The organism is Futiania mangrovi (assembly GCF_024158125.1).
Lineage (GTDB): Bacteria > Pseudomonadota > Alphaproteobacteria > Futianiales > Futianiaceae > Futiania > Futiania mangrovi.
This window is the reverse complement of sequence record NZ_JAMZFT010000001.1, coordinates 591,013-614,754: the sequence shown is the minus strand read 5'-3', so window position 1 is coordinate 614,754 and position 23,742 is coordinate 591,013. Positions and strand designations below refer to the sequence as shown.

The 23,742-nt window shown below is 72.1% G+C and carries 22 protein-coding genes; 4 read left to right on the top strand and 18 right to left on the bottom strand.

The window, feature by feature from the left end; genetic code table 11:
• Position 1: 1 nt before the first annotated feature.
• From NJQ99_RS03035 to ccoN, 3 genes are read right to left on the bottom strand one after another with little or no spacing between them, the layout of a single operon-like run.
• A complete protein-coding gene (locus NJQ99_RS03035) occupies positions 2–166 on the bottom strand; it encodes a cbb3-type cytochrome c oxidase subunit 3 (protein ID WP_269331321.1) in 165 nt (54 codons plus the stop codon).
• A 13-nt stretch (positions 167–179) separates the two neighbouring features.
• Positions 180–920, bottom strand: a complete 741-nt coding sequence (gene ccoO / locus NJQ99_RS03030) for a cytochrome-c oxidase, cbb3-type subunit II (protein WP_269331320.1) — start codon at positions 918–920, stop codon at positions 180–182.
• An 11-nt stretch (positions 921–931) separates the two neighbouring features.
• Positions 932–2,581 (bottom strand): cytochrome-c oxidase, cbb3-type subunit I, encoded by a 1,650-nt coding sequence (gene ccoN, locus NJQ99_RS03025; RefSeq protein WP_331283242.1) that lies wholly within the window; start codon positions 2,579–2,581, stop codon positions 932–934.
• Between the two features lie 211 nt (positions 2,582–2,792).
• Between ccoN and NJQ99_RS03020 the strand changes: the two genes are divergently transcribed.
• Both NJQ99_RS03020 and NJQ99_RS03015 read left to right on the top strand, forming a co-directional pair.
• On the top strand, positions 2,793–4,148 hold the full coding sequence (locus tag NJQ99_RS03020; RefSeq protein ID WP_269331319.1) for an aspartate aminotransferase family protein: 1,356 nt from the start codon (positions 2,793–2,795) through the stop codon (positions 4,146–4,148).
• 1 nt (position 4,149) lies between these two features.
• On the top strand, positions 4,150–5,007 hold the full coding sequence (locus tag NJQ99_RS03015; RefSeq protein WP_269331318.1) for a BKACE family enzyme: 858 nt from the start codon (positions 4,150–4,152) through the stop codon (positions 5,005–5,007).
• Here the strand turns inward: NJQ99_RS03015 and NJQ99_RS03010 are convergent.
• The 6 genes from NJQ99_RS03010 to NJQ99_RS02985 are packed head-to-tail and all read right to left on the bottom strand — an operon-like array spanning position 4,997 to position 10,600.
• Positions 4,997–6,241 (bottom strand): WcaI family glycosyltransferase, encoded by a 1,245-nt coding sequence (locus NJQ99_RS03010; RefSeq protein ID WP_269331317.1) that lies wholly within the window; start codon positions 6,239–6,241, stop codon positions 4,997–4,999. The two genes, NJQ99_RS03015 and NJQ99_RS03010, sit on opposite strands and share 11 nt — an antisense overlap.
• Positions 6,238–6,855 carry a class I SAM-dependent methyltransferase gene (locus NJQ99_RS03005; RefSeq protein ID WP_269331316.1) on the bottom strand — a complete coding sequence of 206 codons (618 nt, stop codon included), beginning with the start codon at positions 6,853–6,855 and terminating at the stop codon, positions 6,238–6,240. The genes NJQ99_RS03010 and NJQ99_RS03005 overlap by 4 nt, the downstream gene beginning before the upstream one ends.
• A gap of 14 nt (positions 6,856–6,869) precedes the next feature.
• The gene (locus NJQ99_RS03000) at positions 6,870–7,841 is read right to left on the bottom strand and encodes a sulfotransferase family protein (protein ID WP_269331315.1); all 972 of its coding nucleotides are present in this window, start codon (positions 7,839–7,841) and stop codon (positions 6,870–6,872) included.
• On the bottom strand, positions 7,838–8,566 hold the full coding sequence (locus NJQ99_RS02995; RefSeq protein WP_269331314.1) for an FkbM family methyltransferase: 729 nt from the start codon (positions 8,564–8,566) through the stop codon (positions 7,838–7,840). The genes NJQ99_RS03000 and NJQ99_RS02995 overlap by 4 nt, the downstream gene beginning before the upstream one ends.
• Positions 8,563–9,441 carry a glycosyltransferase family 2 protein gene (locus NJQ99_RS02990; protein ID WP_269331313.1) on the bottom strand — a complete coding sequence of 293 codons (879 nt, stop codon included), beginning with the start codon at positions 9,439–9,441 and terminating at the stop codon, positions 8,563–8,565. Before NJQ99_RS02990 ends, NJQ99_RS02995 begins: the two co-directional genes overlap by 4 nt.
• Positions 9,431–10,600 (bottom strand): glycosyltransferase, encoded by a 1,170-nt coding sequence (locus tag NJQ99_RS02985; RefSeq protein ID WP_269331312.1) that lies wholly within the window; start codon positions 10,598–10,600, stop codon positions 9,431–9,433. Before NJQ99_RS02985 ends, NJQ99_RS02990 begins: the two co-directional genes overlap by 11 nt.
• 178 nt (positions 10,601–10,778) lie before the next feature.
• On the opposite strand from NJQ99_RS02985, the gene NJQ99_RS02980 reads away from it, so the two are divergent.
• The gene (locus tag NJQ99_RS02980; protein ID WP_269331311.1) at positions 10,779–12,137 is read left to right on the top strand and encodes a hypothetical protein; all 1,359 of its coding nucleotides are present in this window, start codon (positions 10,779–10,781) and stop codon (positions 12,135–12,137) included.
• Here the strand turns inward: NJQ99_RS02980 and NJQ99_RS02975 are convergent.
• The 6 genes from NJQ99_RS02975 to NJQ99_RS02950 are packed head-to-tail and all read right to left on the bottom strand — an operon-like array spanning position 12,098 to position 18,418.
• The gene (locus NJQ99_RS02975; RefSeq protein WP_269331310.1) at positions 12,098–12,811 is read right to left on the bottom strand and encodes a hypothetical protein; all 714 of its coding nucleotides are present in this window, start codon (positions 12,809–12,811) and stop codon (positions 12,098–12,100) included. The genes NJQ99_RS02980 and NJQ99_RS02975 overlap by 40 nt on opposite strands.
• Complete coding sequence (locus tag NJQ99_RS02970) at positions 12,808–13,605, bottom strand: glycosyltransferase (RefSeq protein ID WP_269331309.1); 798 nt, start codon at positions 13,603–13,605, stop codon at positions 12,808–12,810. The genes NJQ99_RS02975 and NJQ99_RS02970 overlap by 4 nt, the downstream gene beginning before the upstream one ends.
• Complete coding sequence (locus tag NJQ99_RS02965; protein ID WP_269331308.1) at positions 13,602–14,834, bottom strand: hypothetical protein; 1,233 nt, start codon at positions 14,832–14,834, stop codon at positions 13,602–13,604. The genes NJQ99_RS02970 and NJQ99_RS02965 overlap by 4 nt, the downstream gene beginning before the upstream one ends.
• On the bottom strand, positions 14,831–15,802 hold the full coding sequence (locus tag NJQ99_RS02960) for a GDP-L-fucose synthase family protein (RefSeq protein WP_269331307.1): 972 nt from the start codon (positions 15,800–15,802) through the stop codon (positions 14,831–14,833). Before NJQ99_RS02960 ends, NJQ99_RS02965 begins: the two co-directional genes overlap by 4 nt.
• The gene (gene gmd / locus NJQ99_RS02955; protein ID WP_269331306.1) at positions 15,795–16,886 is read right to left on the bottom strand and encodes a GDP-mannose 4,6-dehydratase; all 1,092 of its coding nucleotides are present in this window, start codon (positions 16,884–16,886) and stop codon (positions 15,795–15,797) included. Before gmd ends, NJQ99_RS02960 begins: the two co-directional genes overlap by 8 nt.
• Positions 16,883–18,418 (bottom strand): exopolysaccharide biosynthesis polyprenyl glycosylphosphotransferase, encoded by a 1,536-nt coding sequence (locus NJQ99_RS02950; RefSeq protein WP_269331305.1) that lies wholly within the window; start codon positions 18,416–18,418, stop codon positions 16,883–16,885. Before NJQ99_RS02950 ends, gmd begins: the two co-directional genes overlap by 4 nt.
• 114 nt (positions 18,419–18,532) lie before the next feature.
• On the opposite strand from NJQ99_RS02950, the gene NJQ99_RS02945 reads away from it, so the two are divergent.
• Positions 18,533–19,924 (top strand): O-antigen ligase family protein, encoded by a 1,392-nt coding sequence (locus NJQ99_RS02945; RefSeq protein ID WP_269331304.1) that lies wholly within the window; start codon positions 18,533–18,535, stop codon positions 19,922–19,924.
• Here the strand turns inward: NJQ99_RS02945 and NJQ99_RS02940 are convergent.
• From NJQ99_RS02940 to NJQ99_RS02930, 3 genes are read right to left on the bottom strand one after another with little or no spacing between them, the layout of a single operon-like run.
• Positions 19,825–20,331: a hypothetical protein gene (locus tag NJQ99_RS02940; protein WP_269331303.1), complete on the bottom strand. Its 507-nt coding sequence runs from the start codon at positions 20,329–20,331 to the stop codon at positions 19,825–19,827. The genes NJQ99_RS02945 and NJQ99_RS02940 overlap by 100 nt on opposite strands.
• On the bottom strand, positions 20,324–22,507 hold the full coding sequence (locus NJQ99_RS02935) for a GumC family protein (protein WP_269331302.1): 2,184 nt from the start codon (positions 22,505–22,507) through the stop codon (positions 20,324–20,326). The genes NJQ99_RS02940 and NJQ99_RS02935 overlap by 8 nt, the downstream gene beginning before the upstream one ends.
• Positions 22,494–23,720: an outer membrane beta-barrel protein gene (locus tag NJQ99_RS02930; protein WP_269331301.1), complete on the bottom strand. Its 1,227-nt coding sequence runs from the start codon at positions 23,718–23,720 to the stop codon at positions 22,494–22,496. The genes NJQ99_RS02935 and NJQ99_RS02930 overlap by 14 nt, the downstream gene beginning before the upstream one ends.
• Positions 23,721–23,742: the final 22 nt, after the last annotated feature.

Genomic DNA, 23,742 nt, shown 5'->3' with positions numbered 1-23,742 from the left:
CTCAGTTCTCCGGATGATCGTCGTGGCGCAGGGGCGCATGGGCGGCGCGTTCGAACCGCTCGCGGTTCTTCGGCCACAGCGCATAGGCCAGCACGACGAGGAACATGAGGAAGAAGAAGCCAAGCCCCCAAGTCTGGGCGAAGCCGGCAACGGTCTGGTAGGTCATCTCTGCACCTCCCCTACCGCGCGTTTTCGCCGCTCGGGTCGTAGACGTCGAAGTCCACGAGCGTCCCGAGCATCTGGAGGTAGGCCACGAGCGCGTCCATCTCCGTCAACCGCGACGGATCGCCGTCGAAGTCGCGGACCTGGACCTTGTCGCCATAGCGCGCGACCAGGCCTTCGGCCCACTCGCTGTCGGGCCGCACCTGTCCCAGCACGTCGGCCTCGACATTGGCGACCATCTCTTCCGTGTAGGGCACGCCCACCACGGAGAGCGCCTTGACCTCGGCCTGCAGGTTTGCCGTGTCGAGCGGCCGTTCCGCCAGGAACGGATAGCCCGGCATGATCGATTCCGGCACCAGGGTACGCGGCGCCTTCAGATGGTCCACGTGCCAGGCGTCCGAATACTTGCCGCCGACGCGGGCGAGATCCGGACCCGTCCGCTTCGAGCCCCACTGGAAGGGATGGTCGTACATGCTTTCCGCGGCCAGCGAGTAGTGGCCGTAGCGTTCCACCTCGTCGCGCAGCGTGCGGATCATCTGCGAGTGGCAGTTGTAGCAGCCCTCGCGGACGTAGATGTTGCGCCCCGCAAGTTCGAGCGGGGTGTAGGGACGCATGCCCTGCACCTTCTCGATCGTGCTCTTCAGGTAGAAGAGCGGTGCGATTTCCACCAGGCCGCCGATTGCGACGACGACGAGGATGCCGACGAGAAGGACGATCGAGTTCTTCTCGAAGATGGCGTGCTTCGACCAGAGCGACATCGCGCGTCTCCTCACTCAGCAGGCTGGTTGGCGGGAATGGGCTCGGCAACGAAGCCCTCTTCCTCGGCGAGGTCGCCCCGCGCGGTGCGCCACAGGTTGTAGGCCATGATCAGGGAGCCGGCGACGAACATGAGCCCGCCGATCGCCCGGATGACGTAGAAGGGATGCATGGCCTCGACCGTCTCGACGAAGGAGTACTGGAGGAAGCCCAGCGCATCGTACGCCCGCCACATCAGGCCCTGCAGGATCCCCGACACCCACATCGCGGTGATGTAGAGAAGGATCCCCAGCGTCGCGATCCAGAAGTGCCACTCGACCAGCCGGTGCGAGTAGAGGCGCGGGCGCTTCCACAGCCACGGCACGAGGCAGTAGAGCGCCCCGAAGCTGACGAAGCCGACCCAGCCCAGCGCGCCCGAATGGACGTGGCCGACGGTCCAGTCGGTGTAGTGCGACAGCGAGTTCACCGCCTTCACCGACATCAGCGGGCCCTCGAAGGTCGACATGCCGTAGAAGGCGACCGACACGACCAGCATCCGGATCACGGGGTCCGTGCGCAGTTTGTCCCACGCGCCCGACAGCGTCATCAGGCCGTTGATCATGCCGCCCCAGGACGGCATCCACAGCATGATCGAGAAGGTCATGCCCAGCGTCTGCGCCCAGTCGGGCAGCGCCGTGTAGTGCAGATGGTGCGGACCCGCCCAGATGTAGAGGAAGATCAGCGACCAGAAGTGCACGATGGACAGCCGGTAGGAATAGACCGGCCGCTCGGCCCGCTTCGGGATGAAGTAGTACATGATCCCCAGGAAGCCCGCGGTCAGGAAGAAGCCCACCGCGTTGTGGCCGTACCACCACTGGGTCATCGCGTCCTGCACGCCCGACCACAGGATGACGCTCTTGGACGAGGCCCAGTGCACGGGCAGCGTGGCGTTGTTCACCAGGTGCAGCATCGCGATGGTCACGATGAACGCCAGGTAGAACCAGTTCGCCACGTAGATGTGCGGCTCCTTGCGCTTGGCGAGCGTGCCGAGGAACACCAGCAGGTAGACCACCCAGACGACCGTCAGCCACAGGTCCACGTACCATTCCGGCTCGGCGTATTCCTTGCCCTGGGTCGTCCCGAGCACATAGCCGGTCGCCGCCAGAACGATGAACATCTGGTAGCCCCAGAACACGAACCAGGGCGCCATTTCCCCTGCGAGCCGCGCCCGGCAGGTCCGCTGCACGACGTAGAAACTCGTCGCCAGCAGGACGTTGCCGCCGAACGCGAAGATCACCGCGGAGGTATGAAGGGGGCGAAGACGTCCGAAATTCGTCCAGGGCAGGTCGAAGTTCAGCACCGGGTAGGCAAGCTGCCAGGCGATCACGTCCCCGGCCAGGAAGCCCACGATGCCCCAGAACATGGCGGCGATCACGCCGGCCCGGACAACGGACTCGTTATAGCCCTTGTCCACCACGCCGTCGCGGCCTTCAAGCCGGCGCTTCACCAGCACGAACGTGGCGAACGCGGCCCCCGCCGTGAAGATGAAGGCGTGGATCTGCATCTCGAGGTCGCGCGCCGCGATCATCAGCGCGAAACCCACAACCAGCATGATGCCCAACCCCGCGAGCATCAGCATCTCCGACCGGCTGGCCGGTTCGGAGCGGATAGTTTCGAACGTCATTACTGCCATCCCCCTGAGGACGTAAACCGCGCCACTTAGTCCCCAACGTGCGCGCGAGGGCTTTGATGCACGTCAAGTTGTCGGTACGGCGCCCCTTTTCCGGCCATAGGAAAAAAGCATGTGACATTCGGGACACGCCGCGTTTGTCTGTTGGAAACACAAGGCTTCGGCGCCATCCGCCAGGGTGCGCGCCGTATGAGGGAGACGCACCATGCCCGACGCCCGCGCCAGCCGGGTCTTCCCCCGTCACACGAAGGCCAGCGTTCCCGTCGCCGTACGCGGCGAGGGCTGCTTCATCGTCGATTCGGACGGAAAGAAGTACCTCGACGCCTCCGGCGGTGCGGCCGTCTCCTGCCTCGGCCATTCCGATCCTGAGGTCACCCAGGCGATCAAGGACCAGCTGGATCGCATCGCCTTCGCGCACACCGGCTTCTTTACCTCGGAACCGGCGGAGGCACTGGCCGACCGCCTGATCGACCGTGCGCCGGGCGATCTTTCGCGCGTCTATTTCGTCTCCGGCGGGTCGGAGGCGGTGGAGGCCGCGCTGAAGCTCGCGCGCCAGTATTTCCTCGAGATCGGCCAGCCGCAGCGCCGCCACATCGTCGCCCGCTGGCAGAGCTATCACGGCAATACGCTTGGCGCGCTTTCGGCTGGCGGCAACCGCTGGCGGCGGGAGCCGTTCGAGCCGCTGCTCGTCTCCATGTCGCACGTCGATCCCTGCTACGCCTACCGCTACCGGGAGCCGGGAGAATCGGAGGAAGCCTACGGCATCCGTGCCGCCGACGCGCTGGAGGCCGAACTTCAGCGCCTGGGGCCGGAGACGGTCGCCGCCTTCGTGGCCGAACCGGTGGTCGGCGCCACGCTCGGCGCCGTCACGCCCGCACCCGGCTATTTCAGGCGCATCCGGGAGATCTGCGACCGCCACGGCGTCCTCCTCATCCTCGACGAGGTCATGTGCGGCATGGGCCGGACGGGCAGCCTCTTCGCCTGCGAGCAGGAGGGCATCGCCCCCGACATCGCCTGCATCGCCAAGGGCCTCGGCGCGGGCTACCAGCCGATCGGCGCGATGCTGGCGAGCCAGCGCATCTACGACGCCATCGCCGCGGGCTCGGGCTTCTTCCAGCACGGTCACACCTATCTGGGGCACCCGGCGGCCTGCGCGGCGGGCGTCGCCGTGTTCGACAAGATCTCCGGCCCCGCCATGCTCGCCCGCGTGCGCGAGATGGGGGGCAAGCTCGACGCCGCCCTGCGCGACCGCTTCGGCCAGCACCCGAACGTCGGCGACATCCGCGGGCGCGGCCTCTTCCTGGGGCTGGAGCTTGTCGAGGACCGGGAGACGAAGGCCCCCTTCGACCCCGCGCACGGGCTTGCCGCGCGCATCAAGAAGGCCGCCATGGCGCGCGGGCTCATGTGCTACCCGATGAGCGGTACGCTCGACGGCCGCCGCGGCGACCATGTGCTGCTCGCGCCGCCCTTCATCATCGACGACACCCATGTGGAGCTGATCGTGGACCGGCTTGCCGATGCGATCGGCCTCGCCCTCGACAGCCTGGAGATTGCCGCCTGACATGACCGACGCGACGCCCGCCATCCTCTCCGTCGCGCCCAACGGCGCACGGCGCACCAAGGCCGACCACCCTGCGATCCCGATGACGCCGGCTGACCTCGCCGCTGCCGCGGTCTCCGCGCAAGCCGCGGGTGCGAGCCTCATCCACCTGCACGTGCGCGACGCAGACGGGCGGCACACGCTCGACCCCGGCATCTACCGGGAGGCGACGGCGGAGGTGCGCGCCGCCGTGGGCGACGGCATGATCGTCCAGATCACGACGGAGGCGGTCGGCCTCTACACGCCGGAGCAGCAGATCGCGACCGTCCGCACCGTCCGGCCCGAGGCCGCGAGCGTCGCGCTGCGCGAGATCGTGCCCGACGACGCGGGCGAGGCGCTGGCCCGCGACTTCTACCATTGGGCCACGGACGAGGGCATCCACCTGCAGCACATCCTCTTCACGCCGGAGGAGGTGGCCCGCTTCGCCGACCTGTGCGCGCGCGGCGTGATCCCGGGCGACGACCTGACCGTCCTCTACGTCCTCGGCCGCTACACCGTGGGCCAGAAGTCCGATCCCGCCGACCTCGACCCCTTCCTCGCGGCGGCGAAGGACGTGCCCGCAGGCCTGATCGGTCCCTGGTTCGTCTGCGCGTTCGGCGCGAAGGAGGGTGCCTGCGTCGGCCATGCCATCGCGCACGGCGGCCATGCCCGCGTCGGGTTCGAGAACAACATGCTGCTGCCCGACGGCACGACCGCGCCCGACAATGCCGCTCTGGTGACGGAGGCCGCGAAGGCTGCCGCCGCCGCGCGCCGCACCGTCGCCACGGGGGCACAGGCCCGCGCCATCCTCGGCATGAGCCGCACCCCGGTCAGCGGCTGAGGTCCCGCGCGTCTGCCAGGGCGGTGAGCTCGCGTTCGAGGCCGCCCAGCACCGTCTCCCGGTCCCACCGGGCGCAGGCGCGCGCGCGTGCCGCCGCGCCCAGCGTCCGGCGGCGCTCCGCATCGCCTGCAAGGTCCGCGACCGCGCGGGCGAGCGCCTCCCCATCCTCCGGCGCGACGCACAGGCCCGCCCCCTCGACCTCTGCGGCAAGGCTCGTCCCCGGCGCGGCCCCGGCGACCACGGGCCTGCCCGAGGCCAGCATGCCGGCGAGCTTCGACGGCAGCAGCAGGTCCGCCGCTCCCGCCCGTTGCGGCAGCAGGTGCAGGTCGGCCGCGGCAAGCAGCGCGGGGAGGTCCGCCTCCGCCACCGGCCCCGTCATCCGCACGTTCTGCAGGCCCTCCACCGCGTCTTCCAGCGCCGCCCGCCCCGCCCCCGCGCCCGCCAGCACGAACAGCACCTCGCCACGGTCCTTCAGCACCCGCGCGGCCTCCGCGAGCACGCCGAGGCCCTGCTTTTCCCCCATGCTCCCGGCATAGAGCGCGACAACCGTCCCCGCCCGCGCGCCCCAAGCCGCGCGGAACGCGCCGCCGTCCACATCCGGGCGGATCGTGGCCGTGTCGACCCAGTTGCCGAACAGCGAGAGCCTGTCCCGCGCCACGCCCTTCGCCGCCAGCCGGTCCGCCATGGGGGGTGTGATCGCGCTCACCCGGTCGAAGCCCGTGAGCAGCCACCGCTCCCCCGCCCTCGCAGCGCGCCCGAGCCAGAGCGGCAGCATCCCCAGCCCCAACGCCGCGTCGGCCTCCAGATCCTGCACATGCAGCCAGCTTGCCGCCCCGCTTGTCCGTGCGGCGAGGCGCACCAGCGGTACGGGTAACGTGGCGGGCGCGATGCCCATGACCGCGTCCGGCCTCATGCACCGCGCAGCACGCAGCAGGGGCCGCGCGCTCGCGCCTGCGAAACTCGCCTGGTGCAGCAGCCTGCCCGCCGCCCCCGGCCGCCCCGGGACATGGACCGGGCAGCGGATCGTGCGCACGCCGTCCCGCCACTCCTCGTGCCACCCTTTCGGCCAGCCGTCGGGCACCTTCCATGCCGGGTAGTGCGGCGGCGCGGTCACGACCGCCACCTCGTGCCCCCGCGCCGCGAGCCAGGCGCACATCTCGCCTGTATATTTCGCGATTCCAAGCATGTCCGGGGGATAGTTCACCCCGTGGACCAGCAGCTTCAGCCGCCTCATCGCGCGCGCGCCACCGCCAGCAGCGATTTCGCCAGCGGCGGGATGCGGCCCAGCCTGCGCGTCTCCACGACCGCCAGCCCGCCCGCCTCCAGCACCGCGGCCAGCGTCGGGCGGGAGAAGAACTTGATATGCCCGTGCAGCGTGCCCGGATGGTGGTGCCGGTCCCATGCACCGGCGAGCGACAGCGCCAGGTTCTTGCAGTACCCGTGATAGGGCGTCGTCAGGATCGCGACGCCGCCGGGCTTCAGCATGGCGCGCAAGGCTTCCGCGAAACCCTGCGGATCGTAGACATGCTCGATCACCTCGACCGCGAGCACCGCGTCGAACGCCCCTTCCCGCGCCGCGAGGGCCGCGCCCGCGCAGCCCACCTCGAACCGCGCCGCCGTCGCCCGCGTCCGCGCCATGGCGACCGCATCGTCCGCCGGGTCGACGCCCAGAACGTCCGCGCCCCCCTCCGCCAGCAGCGCCGCCAGCGCCCCGTTCCCGCAGCCCGCGTCGAGCAGCCGCCTGCCCCGCCGCCAGCCCGGCGCGTGGGCATCGAGTGCGCGCAGCACTGCCGGCGCGAGATAGGCATGCGCGGCGGGCGTCTCCGCATCCGTCCAGCCGAAGCGCATGGGGGCCTCCCCGCTCACCCGCCCGCCACCCAGCCGCGGACATAGGCCGCGAAGCCCATCGTCTGCTCGCGCCGCTTGAGCCCTGCCGTGAAGACCGCCCAGGGGATAGCCGCCGCGAGAGAGGCGGCAACCTCCCGCACGCCTGCACCCGATGCCCGCCGCCGCACCCCGTACCAGCGTGCCGACGGCAGCGCGATCAGGTTCAGCCAGAAGATGTCGGCAGGCGCGAGGCCGGGCCGCGCCCCTTCCGGAAAGCTCGAATTGACCGGCGCATGAGTCAGGGCGCGCACCTCCGCGCCCAGGAAGTGCTGCACGCGCGCCAGCACCTCCCCCGGCGCCTCCGCAATCTCCCGGTCGCGCACCAGCAGCACCCGGTCGCCCCGCTCCGCCAGCAGGGTCCGCGCGGCCTTGAAACTCGCCCGCGCGACCAGCGCGAAGCCGATGGGGTGATAGCTCCGCGCCGCCGCACGTCCCTCCCGGCCCCGCCGGTCGCCCTGGTGCTTGTAGGACAGCATCGCCGCGTAGGGGTCGCGCAGACAGACCACGAAGCGGGCGTCGGGAAAGGTCCGCGCGATGCGCCGGTGCCAGATCAGGTGATGCGGTGTCTTCTCGACGGCACGCGCCTTGCCCTGCGCCTGCGCCACGGCGGCGAGTGCCCGCGGAAACAGCGCCGCCGCCGTGCGATCTTCCGGCGCCAGCGGCACGGGCGGGGTCAGCCGCGCCGCGCGCCCCGCGCGCGCCGTCTCCTGCGCAGCGAACGCCATCTCGGCTTCGTAGAGCGCGCGCGACCGCGCCGCGATTCCCTCCATGTAGGCGCGCGCCCGGTGCGGCGGCAGCGGTCCCTCGGTACCCGGGTGCAGGCGTCCCATCGCCGCCGTTTCGCCCAGAACCGCGATGTCCGGGTGACTGTCCAGCGCATGGGCAAGCCATGTCGTCCCCGACCGCGCGAGGCCGACGATAAAGGCGGGCGGTGCGTCCGCGCTCATGCGCCCCCCTCGCGGCGAAAGCACAGATCAGCCTGCACCACCCCGCCGCTCACCGTGACCGGGTTGCGCACCGCCGTCAGCCGGAAGCCGCGCGCGCCCAGCCACCCGGCCACCTCGCCCGCAAGCGCCTGCCCATCGTAAAGCGCCTCGAAGGAGGCTTCGACCCATACGTCCCGGATCGCGGAAAGAAGATCGCCAGCGCCTTCCAGCACCTCGCGTTCGGCACCCTGCACGTCGATCTTGAGGAGCACGGGGGGCACGAGGTCCGCCATCGCCAGCACCCCGTCGAGACGCGCGGCCTGCACGTGGCGGCAGCCTGCCGCACCCGTTCCCGGAAACCGCCGCACCTGTCCCTCCCCGATCGGCAGCAGGGAGGAGCAATCGGGCGACCGCGACAGGAAGAACCGCGCCTCTCCCGCCTCTGCCGCCGCCGCCACGGGGATCAGCGTCGCGGCGGCGTCCTCTGCGAAAAGTCCGCGCCAGACCGCCTGCGCCTCCTCCATCGGTTCGAGCGAGAAGATCCGCGCCCCCGGCAGTACCGCGCGGGCGGCCAGCGCGAACTGGCCGCGGTTGGCGCCCACGTCGACCACCGTGCGCCAGGCGCCTTCGCGCAGCATCGGCGCATGTTCGACCGCCGCCGCCACCCCAGCGCGCAGGGCCCGCCGCCATGACGGCACGCCGAGCAGCCAGACCAGTTTGACAGCGCGGGCGGCCGTGCGCCTCATTCGGCACCTCCGCGCGCCCAGGCGCGCCATTCGCGCTGCTTCAGCCCGACTTGCCAGTAATAGACACCGCGGGCGACCGCGTAGTGGAATCCGGCCCGCCCGTCGAGCATGCCGAAGTTCAACACGTAGGAGTCCAGGAACGCGGCGAACCCGCGGAACGGTATCCGCGAGAATACCCGCTTCAGCAGGGCGCGGGCGGGCTCCTGCGTTTCGATCTCGCCGGTCACCGCATGCTTTTCCCGCACGACCGCCTCCCAGTCGGAGTAGCGGTTGTGCCGCTCGAAATAGTGGAACAGCAGGTCGTGGTCGCGGTGCAGCATCGTCGCGCGCAGCCGCCCGACGCTGCCGTCGATCCGCGGCTGATAGTGCCCCTCGACCTCCCACATGTTCTGCGCCTCGAGGTCGTCGACCTCCGCGAACCGGCCTTTGCCACGGCGGAACAGGACCAGCTTGTGTACCCGGCGCCCGTGCCGCAGGACGCGCCCCATGAACACATAGTCGAAGGCCGCGAAATACCCCACGTGCGGTCCGCCCTGCGCGACGATCCCGCCGATCTCATGCGCCAGCCGCGGTGTCACCTGCTCGTCCGCATCGACGAACAGCACCCAGTCGTGCGCCGCCGGGCAGTTCTCCAGCGCCCATTGCTTCTTCTTCGGATAGCGCCCGTTCCAAACAAAGGGCACGACGGTTGCGCCCTTCGCCTCTGCAATCGCGACGGTATCGTCGGTACTTGCGGAATCGACCACGAAGACCTCGGCGAACGCGCCGAGGCTGTCGAGGCAGAAGGCGATGTTCTTCTCCTCGTTCCGTGTCAGGACGATCACGGAAACGGGAATGCGCGGCGCGCGTTGGACTGGCTCGCTTTCAGGCTGCATTGCGCACCCTCCGGTCCGCAATCACGCGGGCATAAAGCGTCTCGAGTTCTGCGCCCACGGCGTCCCGCCCATGGTGCGCCAGCACGTGTCGCCGGCCTGCCTGACCCATCTCCCCACGCCTCCCTGCATCGGAAAGCAGGTGGGCGAGCGCCTCCCCTGCGTCTCCGTGCCCTGCGACCAGCCCCGCGCCGGCTGCCTCCGCCACCGCGGCGAGCGGCACCTGCGGGCTCAGCAGTACGGGCACGCCCGCCGCCATCGCCTCGAGCGCCGCAATTCCGAAGCTCTCCCCCTCCGACAGCAGCGCGAAGACATCCGCATCCGCCAGCGCCTCCGCACAAGTCCGCCGGTCGAGCGCGCCGGTCAGGATGACCCGGCTACCGAGGCCCGCCACCTCCGCCGCAGCCTGCGCCCCTGCCGCAGCACCGAAGTCGGGCCCGGCGAGTACAAGCACCGCGTCCCCCTGGCCCTGCGCCGCTTGCGCGAACGCCTGCACCAGCGCCTCCACACCCTTGCCCGGTGCCAACCGGCCGAGGAACAGCACCAGCGGCACCGCCTCCGCAATACCGAAACGCTCCCGGAAGCGGCCCCGGGGCACCGCCTCCTCAGCCGCATCGACGAGCGGCGGCACCACTGCCACCCGGCCCCCGAATCCCAGGGCTGCGAGGTCCGCCGCCTCCGCTGGGCCGAGGCAATGCAGCGCCGCGGCGCCCGCCAGCATCTCCCGCTGGAACAGCGCCCCGGCGAGCGCCTTGCGCGCCCGGCCCCGCCTCCGGACATGCGCAGACAGGCCGCCATGCGGCGTCAGCACCAGCGGCACGCCCATGCGCCGCGCAGCCCGCCATGCGGCAAGGTCGTGATGCAGGTGCAAGGCATGGCAGTGCAGGACGTCGGCGCTTTCCGCCGCGCGCGCGACCGCCGCCGCCAGCCCGGGAGAGCGCGCCCAACGCTGCGGCCACGCGGGCGCATGGCAGCCCACGGCGATCCCCTCCGCCCGCAATGCGGCGCACATGGCGCGATCGCCGGGCGTCATCGCGATGGAGGTGGTCTCGATGGACACCGTATGACCGCGCGCAACGAGTGCCCGCGCCATGCCGATACATGCACGCGGAGGCCCGCCGTGCGCTGCCGCCAGCGTCGCGATCACGTGAACGATCCGCATCCCCCCCTCCAGGCACTTCGCTATGCTTGAAATTTCACATTACATTATACATTGGTATGCTTTCGTCAGCGAGACTGACATATATTTATTCTTTTTCAATAGGGGATTTTGCTTGCATCGCCTTGACATGCCAGCCGAACCGGGAAGGCGCGTTGCATCGCTTGTGCGTCTGAACGCGGTGCTTCTCGGACTGCGCTCGGCGGAACAGCTCGTGCTTCTGCCGGTCTTCCTCTGGGCGTGGGGGACGGCTGCATATGGCGATTGGCTGCGTCTTCTTGCCGCGGCGAGCTTTGCCGCGCTGCTCGATGCGGGTCTTTCGGGTTACGGGGCGAGCGCGCTGCATTTCGCCCGCGCGCGCGGGCGGCAGGCACGCCATGCCCGGCTGTTCTCCCTCGTGCTGACCGGCGCGATTGCCTGTCTCGCGCTCACCCTTCTCGTCGCGGCCGGCGTGGGCGCGCTCATTGCGGCCGGTGGCGCCCCGGCATGGCTTGCGCCGGGCACGCTCGCCCTGGGCGAGGCGGGCCTCGCCTTCGCACTTCTGGCCGCGGCGATGCCGATGCCGGGACTCCTTGCCGCGCTCGCAGGCCCCTTGCGCGCCAACGGGCGGCACGGCGCCTTCCTGCGCGGGCAGGTACTCGTGCGGCTCGCGTCCATGTGTGGCACCGCGGCGGTTCTCGGCGCAGGCGGGGGCCCTGCGGCCGCAGCGGCGGCGATGATGCTCGCCCACGCGGCGCTCGGTGCCCTTCTGCTCGCAGCAACTCTTCGCCGCCATGCCCCGGACGTGCGCTGGCGGCCCGGCTGGCCGGAGGGCCGCGAGGCCGCGCGTCACCTCCGCCGCCTTCCGCCCTTCGCGATGATCGCCGCAGCCGGCGTGGGTACACGTCACGTCCCGGTCGTCCTGCTCGCCATGCTGGGCGCTGGCCCGGCCGTTCTCGTCACCTTCGCCGCGGCGCGGACGCTCACAGGACTGCTGCGCCAGGGGGTGCAGCTCGTGGCGGGCTCCGTCGCGGTGGAGACGGCGCAAGCCCGCGCCGCGCAAGGATCGAACGCATCTGCGGCCCTCGCCAGCCAGACCCTCTCCCGCCTATGGCCGCTGACCGGGATCGGCGCCGGGCTGCTGATGGGTGCGGGCGGGCTCTTGCTGACGGTGTGGACGGGCGGGCACGCCGCGCCCGACCCATGGCTGCTCGCCGTACTCGTCCTGCCCGTCGTGCTCACCGTGCCCTTCCAGATCAGGTCGCAAGGGCTCGCTGCTGCGAACCGGGCCCGCGCGATTGCCAACGCCGGGATCGCGCATATCGGCATTGGCTGCATCTTCGCACTGAAGCTTGCCGGCGCGCTGCCGCCAGCGCATCTCGCCGCTGCCGTCATGGCCGGTTTCGCAGCCGCGGAGGTCCTGGTCTACGCGCTCTCCCTGCCGCGCAAGCCGCCCCTCGCGGGCGCCGGGGGGGTGGCGGCGCTGGCGGCGGTGCTCTTTCTCGCGGCGTGGGCCGCTGCCTACCTCGCCGCCGGGGCCGCCAGCGCCCTCATCTCCTGAACGGCGCGCGCATGGAGCCGTGCATGAACTGCGCGGCAGCGGGCGAGCAGATCCGCGCAGTCCGTCAGGTCCACCCCAGCCTTCGCCCTCTCCTTCTCCGCATCCGGCAGGCTTACGCGCAGCCGGTCGGCCTCCAGCGCCGCCACGTCCGCCGCCATCGCCGCCCGCCAGGCCGCCCCGTCCTCCGGTACCGCGAGGCCCAGTCCGAAGCGCCGGTTGAGCGCCGCGCAGCCCGCCGCCGGATCGCCGACCGCGGTCTCGAAGGGGATCAGCAGCACTCCATGCCCGACCGTTTCGACGCCTGCATGAAAGCTCAGCCAGTCGCGCGCGATCTCCCTGACGGGCGCGCCGTGACGGACGGCGAGGGAGCGGATGGCCCCCTCCGGCTCCCGCAGCAGGACGCAGACCGGCAGCCCCCGGCGCACGCCCGCGATCGCCTGCGCCGCTGCATGGGTGTGGTGCGCGATGGCGTTGGGCGAAACCCCCGCATGGACGAGCGCCGTCACGAACACACTGTTGCCACTGCGCGGGAACCCCTCCACGACGAGTTTCGTCTCCCGCCCCACCGCCAGGTGCGGCGCACGCGCCAGCGCCCGGTAGAGCGGCTGGAAGAGCACCGGATGGCGCCACACGGCCCGCCGCGCCCGCATCCGCAAGACCGCGCCCGCGCTCAAGCCCCGTCCCCTGCCAGGTCCAGAAGACGGCGCGCGTAGTGCATGGGATCGCGCGCCCATTTCACCGCGCGCCCGGCCTTCAGCAGCGCCGTATCGCGCCAGTCCCAGGGCCGCCCCCATTCCCGCGCGAAGGCCGCGCGCACCCAGGCGTCGTGCGCGGCGCGGAACCTGCCCGACCCTGTAATCCCCTCCCCGTGCAGGCGGAACGCCGCCCACTCCCCGCCCACCATGTCGAAGCGCGCGTCCTCCGCCAGCATCGCCAGGATCAGTTCGGCATCCCACGCAATCCGGTTCTGCGCGTTGAAGCCGCCCGCCCCGCGCACCGCCTGCGTCCGGAAGACCATGGCGGGCTGCACGATGGTCGCCCATCCCCGGAAGTAGCCGCGCACCGAGAGGGGCGTCGCCCGCGCGGTCCCGATCCGCTTGCCCGCCCCGTCGATCAGCCGGGCATGGCCGTGGACGCACGCCGCGCCCGGGCGCGCCTGCAACGCCGTCACCGCCGCGGCGAGCGCGCCGGGCAGCAGCATGTCGTCGGCATTGAGGAAGGCGACCGCCTCCCCGCTTGCCCGCGCCAGCCCCTTGTTGAGCCCGTCGGCCGGGCCCGAATCCGGCTCCAGCACCGCGACCGCGCCGCGCGCCGCCGCCTCGGCCACGACCTCCCGGCTGCCGTCGGTGGAGCCCGGATCGACGAGGATATGCTCGACCTCCACGCCCTTCTGTGCCCTGACGCTCGCCAGCGCGTGCCGCAGGAACCGGCCCTGGTTGAACGAGATCGTGACCACGCTCACCCTCACGCCCGCGCCCCCTCCCGAACGCTCACCAGCACGGCCAGCGCGAACGCCGCCTTGATCCGCGCTTCCGCCCCGAAGGGCGAGAACAGCACGTCCCAGCCCAGCGTCAGCGCCGCGACGATCGCGAGCGGGGCCAGCACGCCCGCCCGTCCCCCCGCCACGCGCGCCAGCCCCCGTACGCAGAGCCACAGCGCCGCGATCCAGAACGGCGCAGCCAATATCCCGCCTTCCAGCCAGCTTCCGACGAGGTGGGAGTGTGCGACCACGCGCCCCTCCGCCACCGGCCTTTCCAGGTCGACCGGCACGCCCGCTTCGGCCAGCAGGCGCAGGTGCGCGATCTGGCTCTCGCGGTCGCGCGCCCACGACCCGCGCCCGAGCCAGGGGTTCTCTGCCAGCGCCTCGAGCCCCGCCAGCACCGTGCCCCGCCCGGCCAGCAGGCCGAGGTCGGAGCCCGCCTGGCGGGCATGTTTCGCCTGCTGCTCCGGCCCCAGCGCGCCCGCCCCCGCGAGCGCACCGTATCCTGCCGCGAACGTCCCGCCGGCGAGCGCGAGAAGAACCGCACCCAGCACAAGGCGCCGCCACTCCGCACCGGCCGCGCGCGGCCGCACCGCCTCCGCCACGCCTGCGAGCACGGCGATGAGCGCGAGGCTGCGCGCGCCCTCCCCCAGCGCCAGCGCCGCAACGCCCGCGAACGCCGCTGCCCGCAGCCACCGCGGCACCCGGCAGAGCGCGCACGCACCCCCCACAGCCAGCAACAGCGCCGGGCCATAGCCGAACTTGACCGGCAGCGCCCGTTGCAGCGCGTCCGGATCGGCGAGCGTCTGGAGCGCCAGCCCCGCGCCGAGCCCCAGCGCCGCCCACCCCGCCATCCGCGCCCGCCCCCGGATCAGCGCCAGGAACACCGCCAGCAGCACCGCGAGCATCACGACCCGGGCAGCGCCCTTCGCCATGTTGGCGGATGGCGCCCCCACCGCGAGGTCGGTCGCCACCTGCCCCGCGAGCCACACCCCCGCCAGCGCCAGCAGCAGCCCGCCGCCGCCCCCGAGCGTCCGCCGCCCGTCCGTCAGCAGCAGCACCGGCAGCACCACGAGCGCGGCGATCTCCGCCCCGAACAGCTCTCCCCCCGCCTGCACCTTCGCCGCCATGCCGAGCGGCAGCACGAACGCCAGCGCCGCGCGCCAGCAGAAGCTCCCTCGCGCACGTACCGCCGCGCCTGCCCCTGCCGCGCTCACGCGATGCGGAACCTGTCGCCGTCGCGCCAGTCGCCGTCGAGGAAGGCGCGGTATGTCGCCTCGATCCCCTCTATCAGAGAGACCCGCGCACGCCAGCCCAGCCCGTCCATGACCGCGGTGTCGAGCCGTTTGCGCGGCGCACCGTCCGGCTTGGCGGGATCGGTCGCGATCTCGCCCGCAAAGCCCACGACAGCCGCGACGGTACGGGCAAGATCAAGGATCGCGACCTCCTGCCCGCTGCCCACATTGACCGGGGCGGCGTCGGAATAGTGCGTCATCAGGTGCACGCAGGCATCCGCCGCGTCGTCCACGAACAGGAATTCGCGCAACGGCTTGCCGGTGCCCCAGATCGTCAGCCGCCGCGCGCCCGCCAGCTTCGCCTCGTGCGCCTTGCGGATCAGCGCCGGCAACACGTGCGCCGTCCTGAGCCCGAAATTGTCGCCGGGCCCATAGAGGTTCGTCGGCATCGCGCTGACGAAATCCGCCCCGTACTGCTCCCGATAGGCCTGGCCCAGCCACACGCCCGCGATCTTGGCCAGCGCGTACCAGCGGTTCGTGGGTTCGAGAGGCCCGGTCATCAGCGCCTCTTCCGGGATCGGCTGGGGAGCGGCGCGCGGATAGATGCAGGAGGAGCCGAGGAACAGCAGCTTTCCCACCCCCTCCGCCCACGCGGCCCGCATGACGCTCGCCGCGATCGTCAGGTTGTCGTGCAGGAAGTCGACGGGCGCAGCCGTGTTGGCGAGGATGCCGCCCACGCGCGCCGCCGCCAGGAAGACGGTGTCTGGCCGCTCCGCCCGCATCCAGGCAGACACCGCGTCCGGATCGCGCAGGTCCAGCCTGGCCCGCGCGACGGTCAGAACCTCGCAATGCTCCGCCTCCAGCCTGCGGACAAGCGCGCGCCCCACCATGCCGGCGTGGCCCGCGACCCAGATCCGGCGGCCCTTCAGCGGGAAGATGACCTCACTCATCGGCAAAGGCAGGCGCGTCCTGCATCGTTGCGCCACCGGCGAGTGCGGCCATGTCGGCATCGACCATCTCGTGCACCAGGTCGCGGAACCGCGTCTTCGGCCGCCAGCCGAGCACCTCGCGCGCACGCACCGCATCGCCCTGCAGGGCATTGACCTCGGCGGGCCGGAAATAGCGCGGGTCGACGCGCACGAGCGTACGCCCCGTCGCCCGGCAGACGCCCCGCTCCTCCACGCCGCGCCCCCGCCAGTCGAGCGCCAGCCCCGCCCGCGCGAAGGCCACCTCCGCGAACGCGCGCACGCTGTGCGTCTCGCCCGTCGCCAGCACATAGTCGCCGGGCGCGTCCTGCTGCAGGATGCGCCACATCCCCTCGACATAGTCGCGCGCATGGCCCCAGTCGCGCCGCGCATCGAGGTTGCCGAGGTAGAGGCACCCCTGCCGCCCCGCCGCGATGGCCGCCGCGGCGCGCGTGATCTTGCGGGTGACGAAGGTCTCCCCCCGCGTCGGCCCCTCGTGGTTGAAGAGGATGCCGTTCGAGGCATGGAGCCCGTAGGCCTCGCGGTAGTTCACCGTGATCCAGTAGGCATAGAGCTTGGCCACCGCATAGGGCGAACGCGGCGCGAACGCCGTCGCTTCCGTCTGCGGCGTCTCGCCGGCATTGCCGTAAAGCTCCGAGGTGGAGGCCTGGTAGAAGCGCACCCTTTCCTCCATCTTCAGGATCCGGATCGCTTCCAGCAGGCGCAAGGGCCCCAGCGCGTCCGCGTTGGCGGTATATTCCGGCGTCTCGAAGCTCACCATCACGTGGCTTTGCGCCGCGAGATTGTAGATCTCGTCGGGCTGCGTCTCCTGCACCAGCCGGATCAGGTTCGTCGCGTCCGTCATGTCGCCATAGTGCAGGCGGAACCGAGTCTCACCCTCGTGCGGATCGACGTAGAGATCGTCGATACGGCCCGTGTTGAAGGACGAGGCCCGCCGCTTGACCCCGTGTACCGTGTACCCCTTGTCGAGCAGCAGCCGCGCGAGCCACGCCCCGTCCTGTCCCGTCACGCCCGTGATCAGGGCGGTCTTCCGGCCCGCGCCGCTCATCGCGCGCCCTCCTGTCGCCAGGCGACGAGAACCGTCAGGAACAGGACGCGCAGGTCGAGCAGCAGCGACCAGTTCTCGATGTAATGAAGGTCGCAAGCGATCCGCGCCTGCATGGCCGCCACGTCGCGCGTCTCGCCGCGGAAGCCCTGGACCTGCGCCCACCCGGTGATGCCGGGCTTGACCCGGTGGCGTCCGGCATAGCGCGCGATCATGCGGCCATAGGCGGAATTGTGCGCGATGGCGTGGGGCCGCGGGCCGACCAGCGACATCTCGCCCTTCAGCACGTTCCAGAGTTGCGGCAACTCGTCGAGGCTGCGCCGCCGCAGCACCCTGCCCACACCGGTGATCCGCGGGTCGCCCACGCGCGCCTGCGCAATCACGGGCCCATCCTCGACCACGGTCATCGTTCGGAACTTCCAGACGCGGATGACATTCTCGTTGAAGCCGTGGCGCGCTTGCGAGAACAGCACCGGCCCCCGCCCCTCGATCCGGATGGCGAGCGCGATCGCCGCCAGGACGGGCGCGAGCAGCACCAGCAGAACTGCCGCCAGCACCCGGTCGCCCAGCGACTTGACCAGATAGCCGAGCCGCCCGCGCGGCCCCTGCGCCAGCGACAGTTCGACCGCACCTCCGTCCAGCAGCCGCGCACCGCGCGCGCGCAAGCCCGTTCCCGTGACGCAGACCCGCACCTGGACGGGAAGGTCGCCGAGCGCCTCGGCCAACGCGCGCGCCGCCTTCATCCGGTCCGGGGTGGCCGCCACCACGACCTCGTCCAGCATGTGGGCCGCCACCCCCGCACGCACCCGCGCGACGAGCGCCGCCACGCCACCCGCCGCGCACGGGGTCAGCGCCTCGGCCACCGCAACGTCGCGGGAAATGCCGAGCGCGCCCGCCGCCTGCTGCGCCAGGCCTTGCGTCTCCGCAACGACAAGCGCGCGCTGCGCCAGCAGACGCCGCCGCCCGTCCGGCCCGTGCAGCAGGGAGAACACGCCGAACCGCACTGCCGGCACGCCTGCGACCGCCAGCGCCGCCCATCCCGCGATCCAGCCGCGCGACACGCCATCCGTCAGCTTTGCGAGAAACAGTACCGCGACTGCGATCAGCATGGCCACGAACACGCTGCCCGCGACCCGCCCATAGGCGAAGCGGTAGGGGTTGTAGTCGCGTACGTCGAACACACCGCGCGCCCGCGCCACGGCCAGGTAGGCGAGCACGACCACCGCACCTGCGACCGCGGTCTGGCCTGCCCCGAACGCCTCGCCCAGCACCGCCACATTGTAGAGCCCGCGCGCCGCCGCTCCTGCCGCGAGGATCGCCACCGCATCCGTCAGCCCCAGAAGAACCGCCGGATAGGCACGCAGCCCTGCCCTGATCCGCGCGGGCCACCGAACGGCGCACGCGCAGACCGCCCCCGGGGCACCCTCCGCCGCGCTACGGCCCGGGGTGTCCCTCTCCTGCCCATACGCCGCCCCCCCGGCACCGCCGGTTCCGGCGGCCCCTCCGACGGCGGCAGCCATGTGCCTGCCCGCCACGATGCTCCTTTCCGCCCCACCCCTAGGGAGGGACCTCAGCGGCAACCGTCGGGCCGCTGGTCTGAAGGCGCATCCCCATGTCTTTTGGTTGCATACGATGCTATTCATTCGCGCATGGCGTGCAAGCGGAAATCCCTGCAAGCTCTCTTCGGCGCGGCCGGCCTTGCCCTGTTGTGCGCGTGCCTGCTGCTCGCCCCCCTGCCGCTCGGCAGCGCGCCGCCGCTACCCGCCCTGCTGCTCGCCGTCATGCAGGGTCTGGCGGCGCTGCTCATCGCGCTTGGTCCCCCCGCGGCTGCGCATCGGCCGCGCGCCCTGCCGCGGTGGCCGTTCGCCGGGCTCGCGCTCGTTCTCCTCTGGCCGGTCGTTCAGCATCTCCCGCTCCCGCCCGGACCCTGGACGCATCCCGCCCATCTCGACGCCTCCGCCGTGCTCGGCACGAAGCCGCTGGGCCGGATCGCGCTCACGGGGGAGGGCGCGTCCGGTGCCCTCCTCACCTGGCTCGGCCATGCCGCGGCGTTCGCGGCGACGCTGCTCGCCGCGCGCGACCTGGCAAGCGCTCGCCTGCTGCTTGCCGCCTTGATCGTCTCCGGCGTCACGGTCGCGCTTTACGGCCTTGCAGTGTTCGCCACGGGAAACGCCACGGTCCTGCACATGGCAAAATGGGCCTATCCTGGCGCGCTGACCGCGACCTTCGTCAATCGCAACGATTTCGCGGCCTTTGCCGGGCTCACCGTGCTGGCCGGCATCGCGTACCTGCACGTGTCGTCCGCGCGCGGGCAGGTACGCGCGCCGCTCCTCGCCGCGGGCCTGCTCGCGCTCACCGCGGCACTGCTGCTGACCGGCTCGCGCGCGGGGATCGCCGCGGCGGGCATAGCCCTTGCATTTCAGGCGGGCGTGATCGCCTGGCAGGTCCCACGCCTGCGCCGTCCCCTGCTGATGGGCTGCGGCCTTTTCGCCGCGCTCCTTCTCGCCCTGTCGAACCCTCTCCTCGACCGCCTTCCCGGTGCGGCCGATGCGCTCGCGACGCGCCTCGCGCTGACGAGCGCAAGCCTTGCCGCGCTCGCCGAAGCGCCATGGACCGGCATCGGCCTTGCCAGCTTCGCGGACGCGGCCGCACCCTACCTGCCGCCGGCCCTGATGCCGCACGTCCTGTGGGACCGGGCCCATTCGGCATGGATCGGGGCGGCGCTCGCCCTCGGACTTCCGGTTTTCGCGCTGCTGCTGGCGTCGCTGGCGCGGCTTGCACTCTCTTGCGCGGGTGCCCTCTCCCGCCAGCACGGTCATCCGCTCCCGCTGCTGGCCTGCGCGGCGGCGCTGCAGATGGCGCTGCACGGGCTCGCTGACGAGCCCCTGACCCTTCCCGCTGTCGGCGGCCTTTTCGCCGTGCTCTTCGGCCTCGGCCTCGCTCAGGCGGGGCAGGCAGGTTCGACGGCACGCCGCACCGAGAGCGCGCGCGACAGCGCCATGACCCGCGCCCGGTCCGGGTCCGGCAGCGCGCAGACGTGAGGCCAGACCGCGGGGTCGTGCAGGAACCCGCGCGTGACGCCCGCCGCCTCCGGCCAGGCCGCGAGCGCTTCGAGTTCTGCAAGCGCGGCGGCACGCACGTCTGTCCCCATGAGCGGCCAGAACGGCAGGATCAGCGCCAGCCTCCGAAACCCTGCGCGGGCATCCCGCGGGCCGGCCCGGTAGCTTTCGCGCAAGCCCGCCCCGGCCCGGCTGTCCCACCCGGCCTCCGCCATCCGCGCCTGCGCCAACGCAACCCACCCGCGCGCATCGCGCGGCGCGTCGCGCACACGCTCGACCGCCGCGGCTTCGGTCCCCGCCGCCGGCCGCACCGCCGGAGCCACGCTCAGCGCCGCCGCCAGCGCCACCGCCGCGAGGCCGGCAACACCGGCAAGGACCCGTTCAACCATCGTAATAGCGGGTATAGGGCGGATAGCCGTAGCCCGTGTCAGTCTCCCCGTGGAGAGCCTGCGCACGCACGTCGACCCGCGTCAGGGCAAGCCCCGCGACCGGCGCCTCCGGTCCCAGCCGGGCGAGCGCCTGGCGCACCGTCGCGCGCGGCGTGGCGAGTGCCCGGACCGCGAAGACCATGGCGTCCGCGTGCGCGGCGACGAGGCGCGCGTCGACGACCGGCAGGATCGGCGGCGTGTCGATGATGACGAGGTCGAAGGTCTGCCGGCACGCCGCCATCAGGCGCGTCATCGCCTCGGTCCCCAGCACGTCGGGCGTGGTCTCCATGCCGCCCGCGACAGGAAGCACGCGCAGCCCGGTCGCCGTGTCCGTGAACAGCGCATCGAGCAAGGCCGTCCGTCCCGAAAGATAGTCGCCGAGACCCGCCTGCGGCTCCGCACCCAGCGCGGCGGCCACGCGCGGGTGCCGCAGGTCGGCGTCGATCAGCAGCGTGCCCAGACCTGCCAGTGCCGCGGACCGCGCCAGCGAGACCGAGAGCGTCGTCTTGCCCTCCTCCGGCAGCGATGAGGTGACCGCGATCACCTTCACCCCGCCCGCGCCGCCGCGCGCCGAGAAGGCGACCGCCGTCCTCAGCCCGCGCACCGCCTCCGCATACCCCGACAAGGGCCGCGCCACGAGGTAGTCCGCAGGCGAGAGCGCCTTGCCGCCGACCCGGCGGTCGCGCGCCCGAAGCTCCGGAATACCGCCCAGGCAGGGCATCCCCAGCACCCGTTCCGCCTCCACCGCGGTGCGGAAACCCGCCACCAGCCGGTCGGCCGCTGCGCCCGCTCCGGTGCCCGCCAGGAGGCCGAACAGCCCGCCAAGCGCCAGCACCAGCGGCACCGGCGGCCCGGTCGGCCGTGTGGGCACCGCGGCGGGCGAGAGGATGCGGGCATCCGCGCGTTCGGTCCCGGCGGCCTCGCGCGTCTCGAGGAAGCGGGCCAGCACCGCCCCGTACATCTGCCGCGCGGCTTCCGCCTTGCGCTCCAGTTCCCGCAGGCCGACGGCGGCGGCGTCGTTTTCCCCCTCGCGCACGCTCAGCGCCTCCAGGCTGCGGGCGAGCGAGGCTTCCCGGCTCTGGGCAACTGCCAGTTCGTTCCGCAGGTTAGCAACGATCCGGCCTGCCTCGTCCCGGATGCGTTCGGCCAGATCGGCGCGCTCGGCCCGCACCTTCAGAAGGCGCGGATGCCGGTCGCCATAGCGCGTGGCAAGCTCCGCCTCCTCGCGCGCGATCGCCGCCTCCTGCTGGCGCAACTGCGCGATCACGGGCGAGGCCAGCACGTCCGCCACCGTGTCCGCTGCCCCGCCGGTGTCGAGAAGGCGCGCGACCTGCCGGTATTTCGCCGCCTGTTCCGCCGTTTCGGCCCGCGCCAGGACCAGCCGCGCGTTCAGCTCGCTGATCTGCTGCTCCGTGATCGCCTCGCCCGCCGTGCCGGAAAGCCCGTTCTCCGTCCGAAAGCGGGTGATCGCACGCTCCGCCGCTTCGACGTCGGCGCGCAGCGCGGCGACCCGCTCGGCCAGCACCGCGTTGGCGGCCTGTGTCGCAGCGGTCTTCGCCTCCTCCTGCGCGGCGACATAGGTTCCGGCCACCGTGTTCGCGATGTCTGCCGCCGCGACCGGATCGGAATGGGTGAAGGCGACCCTGATCACGCGGGTCAGCCCCTCGCGGCGGACGTCGAGTCCGGCCTGCACCACCTCGGCGGCGTCTGCGCCCGTCGCCGCAGGCGCTGAAGGCAGCGGTCCGAATCCGAGCAGGCGGTCCAGCACCGCCGCCGCACGCGCACGCGCCCCCGGGCCCGCGGGCGGGACATCCACCCGCGCCGCCACCGCCTCCGCCAGCATGCGGGAACGCAGCACCTCCACCTCACCGTCGATGGTCGCCTGGTCGCCGCTCAGGCCCGGCAACACCGCGTCCGCAGGCACCACCTGCGGCGCACGCGGATCGAGCATCAGCGTCGCAGACGCCGTATACCGGACGGGCAGCAGCGCCAGGACCGCCGCCGCGGCGCCAAGGCCCAGCGCCGTGCCCGCAGCGATCCATCCCGCGCGCCGCCGCAGGAAGCGCACGCCCGCGCGCAGGTCGGCCGTTCCGCCGGCAGCGGTTGCGGTATCCGCCTCGGCCTCAGAACCGGACACGGCCCTGCACCTCCGCCACCGTGCGGTCGTGATCGCGGCCCGGCGCGGTCGATTCCCGGCGCCCGTGCGAAACGCTGAGACCCGCGGCGAGACTGCGGTTCACCAGGTAGTCGAGCTTCACGCCCGCAGCATAGACCTCGTCGGTACGCGCCAGGCCCGCATGGGCATCGCGCCTGTAGGCCACGGCGGGCCGCACCATCAGCGTGCGCAGCAATTCGTGATCGAGGCCGAGACGCGCGCGCGTGCGCACGATGGCCGCCCCGCCCGGAAGGCCCGACTCCAGCACGTCCCGGTCGATCTCGACCGCGAGCGCGGTCAGCGGCGTCGCCCGCCAGCGCACCGCGAGTCCCGCGTCGAGGCCGGACACGTCGTCGAGCGCCGTGTCTTCGAATTGCCGGGTCAGCCAGCCGCCCCGCACCTCCGCGGCGAGGATCTCCGCAACCTCCACCCGCATGCCGGCGACCATGCCCAGCGCACGCGAATCGTGCTGCACGCCGCCCGGATCGGCCGCGCCATGCTCCCGGCGGTCCCCCTCCACCTCCGCAAAGGCGGTCATGTCCGGCGACACGTCGTAGCTTGCGAACACATTGACCCGCCATTCGGTCCGGTCGCGGAAGTCCTGTTCCGTCAGGCCGCCGCCGATACGCGCAACGTCGCGGTGCTCCACGACCTCGACGCCGCCCCCTGCGCCGGCCTGCACCCGCCCCATTCGCCGCGCCACCGCGACGCCGGCCGCAACCCAGCCGACCGGCGCGGCCTCGGCCGCGGCATCGGCTGCGTCCGGCGCCCCCGGCAGCAGGTGCCGCCGCCCGGCCTCCCCCATCACCGTCAGTGCCGTCGCCGCATCGGCGGCCAGCGTCGCGGTGCCTGCAAACACCCCATCGGTGTGATCGAGGCGCCCCTCGCGCCGATGCCGCACGTCGCGCAGCCGCACCGCAAACTCCAGCGCATGTGGGCCGGTCTGCAGGGCGAGCCGCACCTGCGGCTCGACGGTGGTGCGCCAGTCGGACCGCGCGCCCGCGCCTTGCGCATAGACGTTGCTGTCGTGCGCGAGCCCCACGCGCAGGTCGGGCGCCACGTCGACCGGGCCGAGCCGCATGGGGGCAGGCGTCTCGGCCCCGCGCGGGCGCACCTCCGTCTGCCACAGGCCGAAGGGATCGGCTGCGCATGCTGGACCGGCCAGCGTTGCCGCCGCCAGCAGACCTGCTGCCATGACCCTGCCCGCACACCGCATC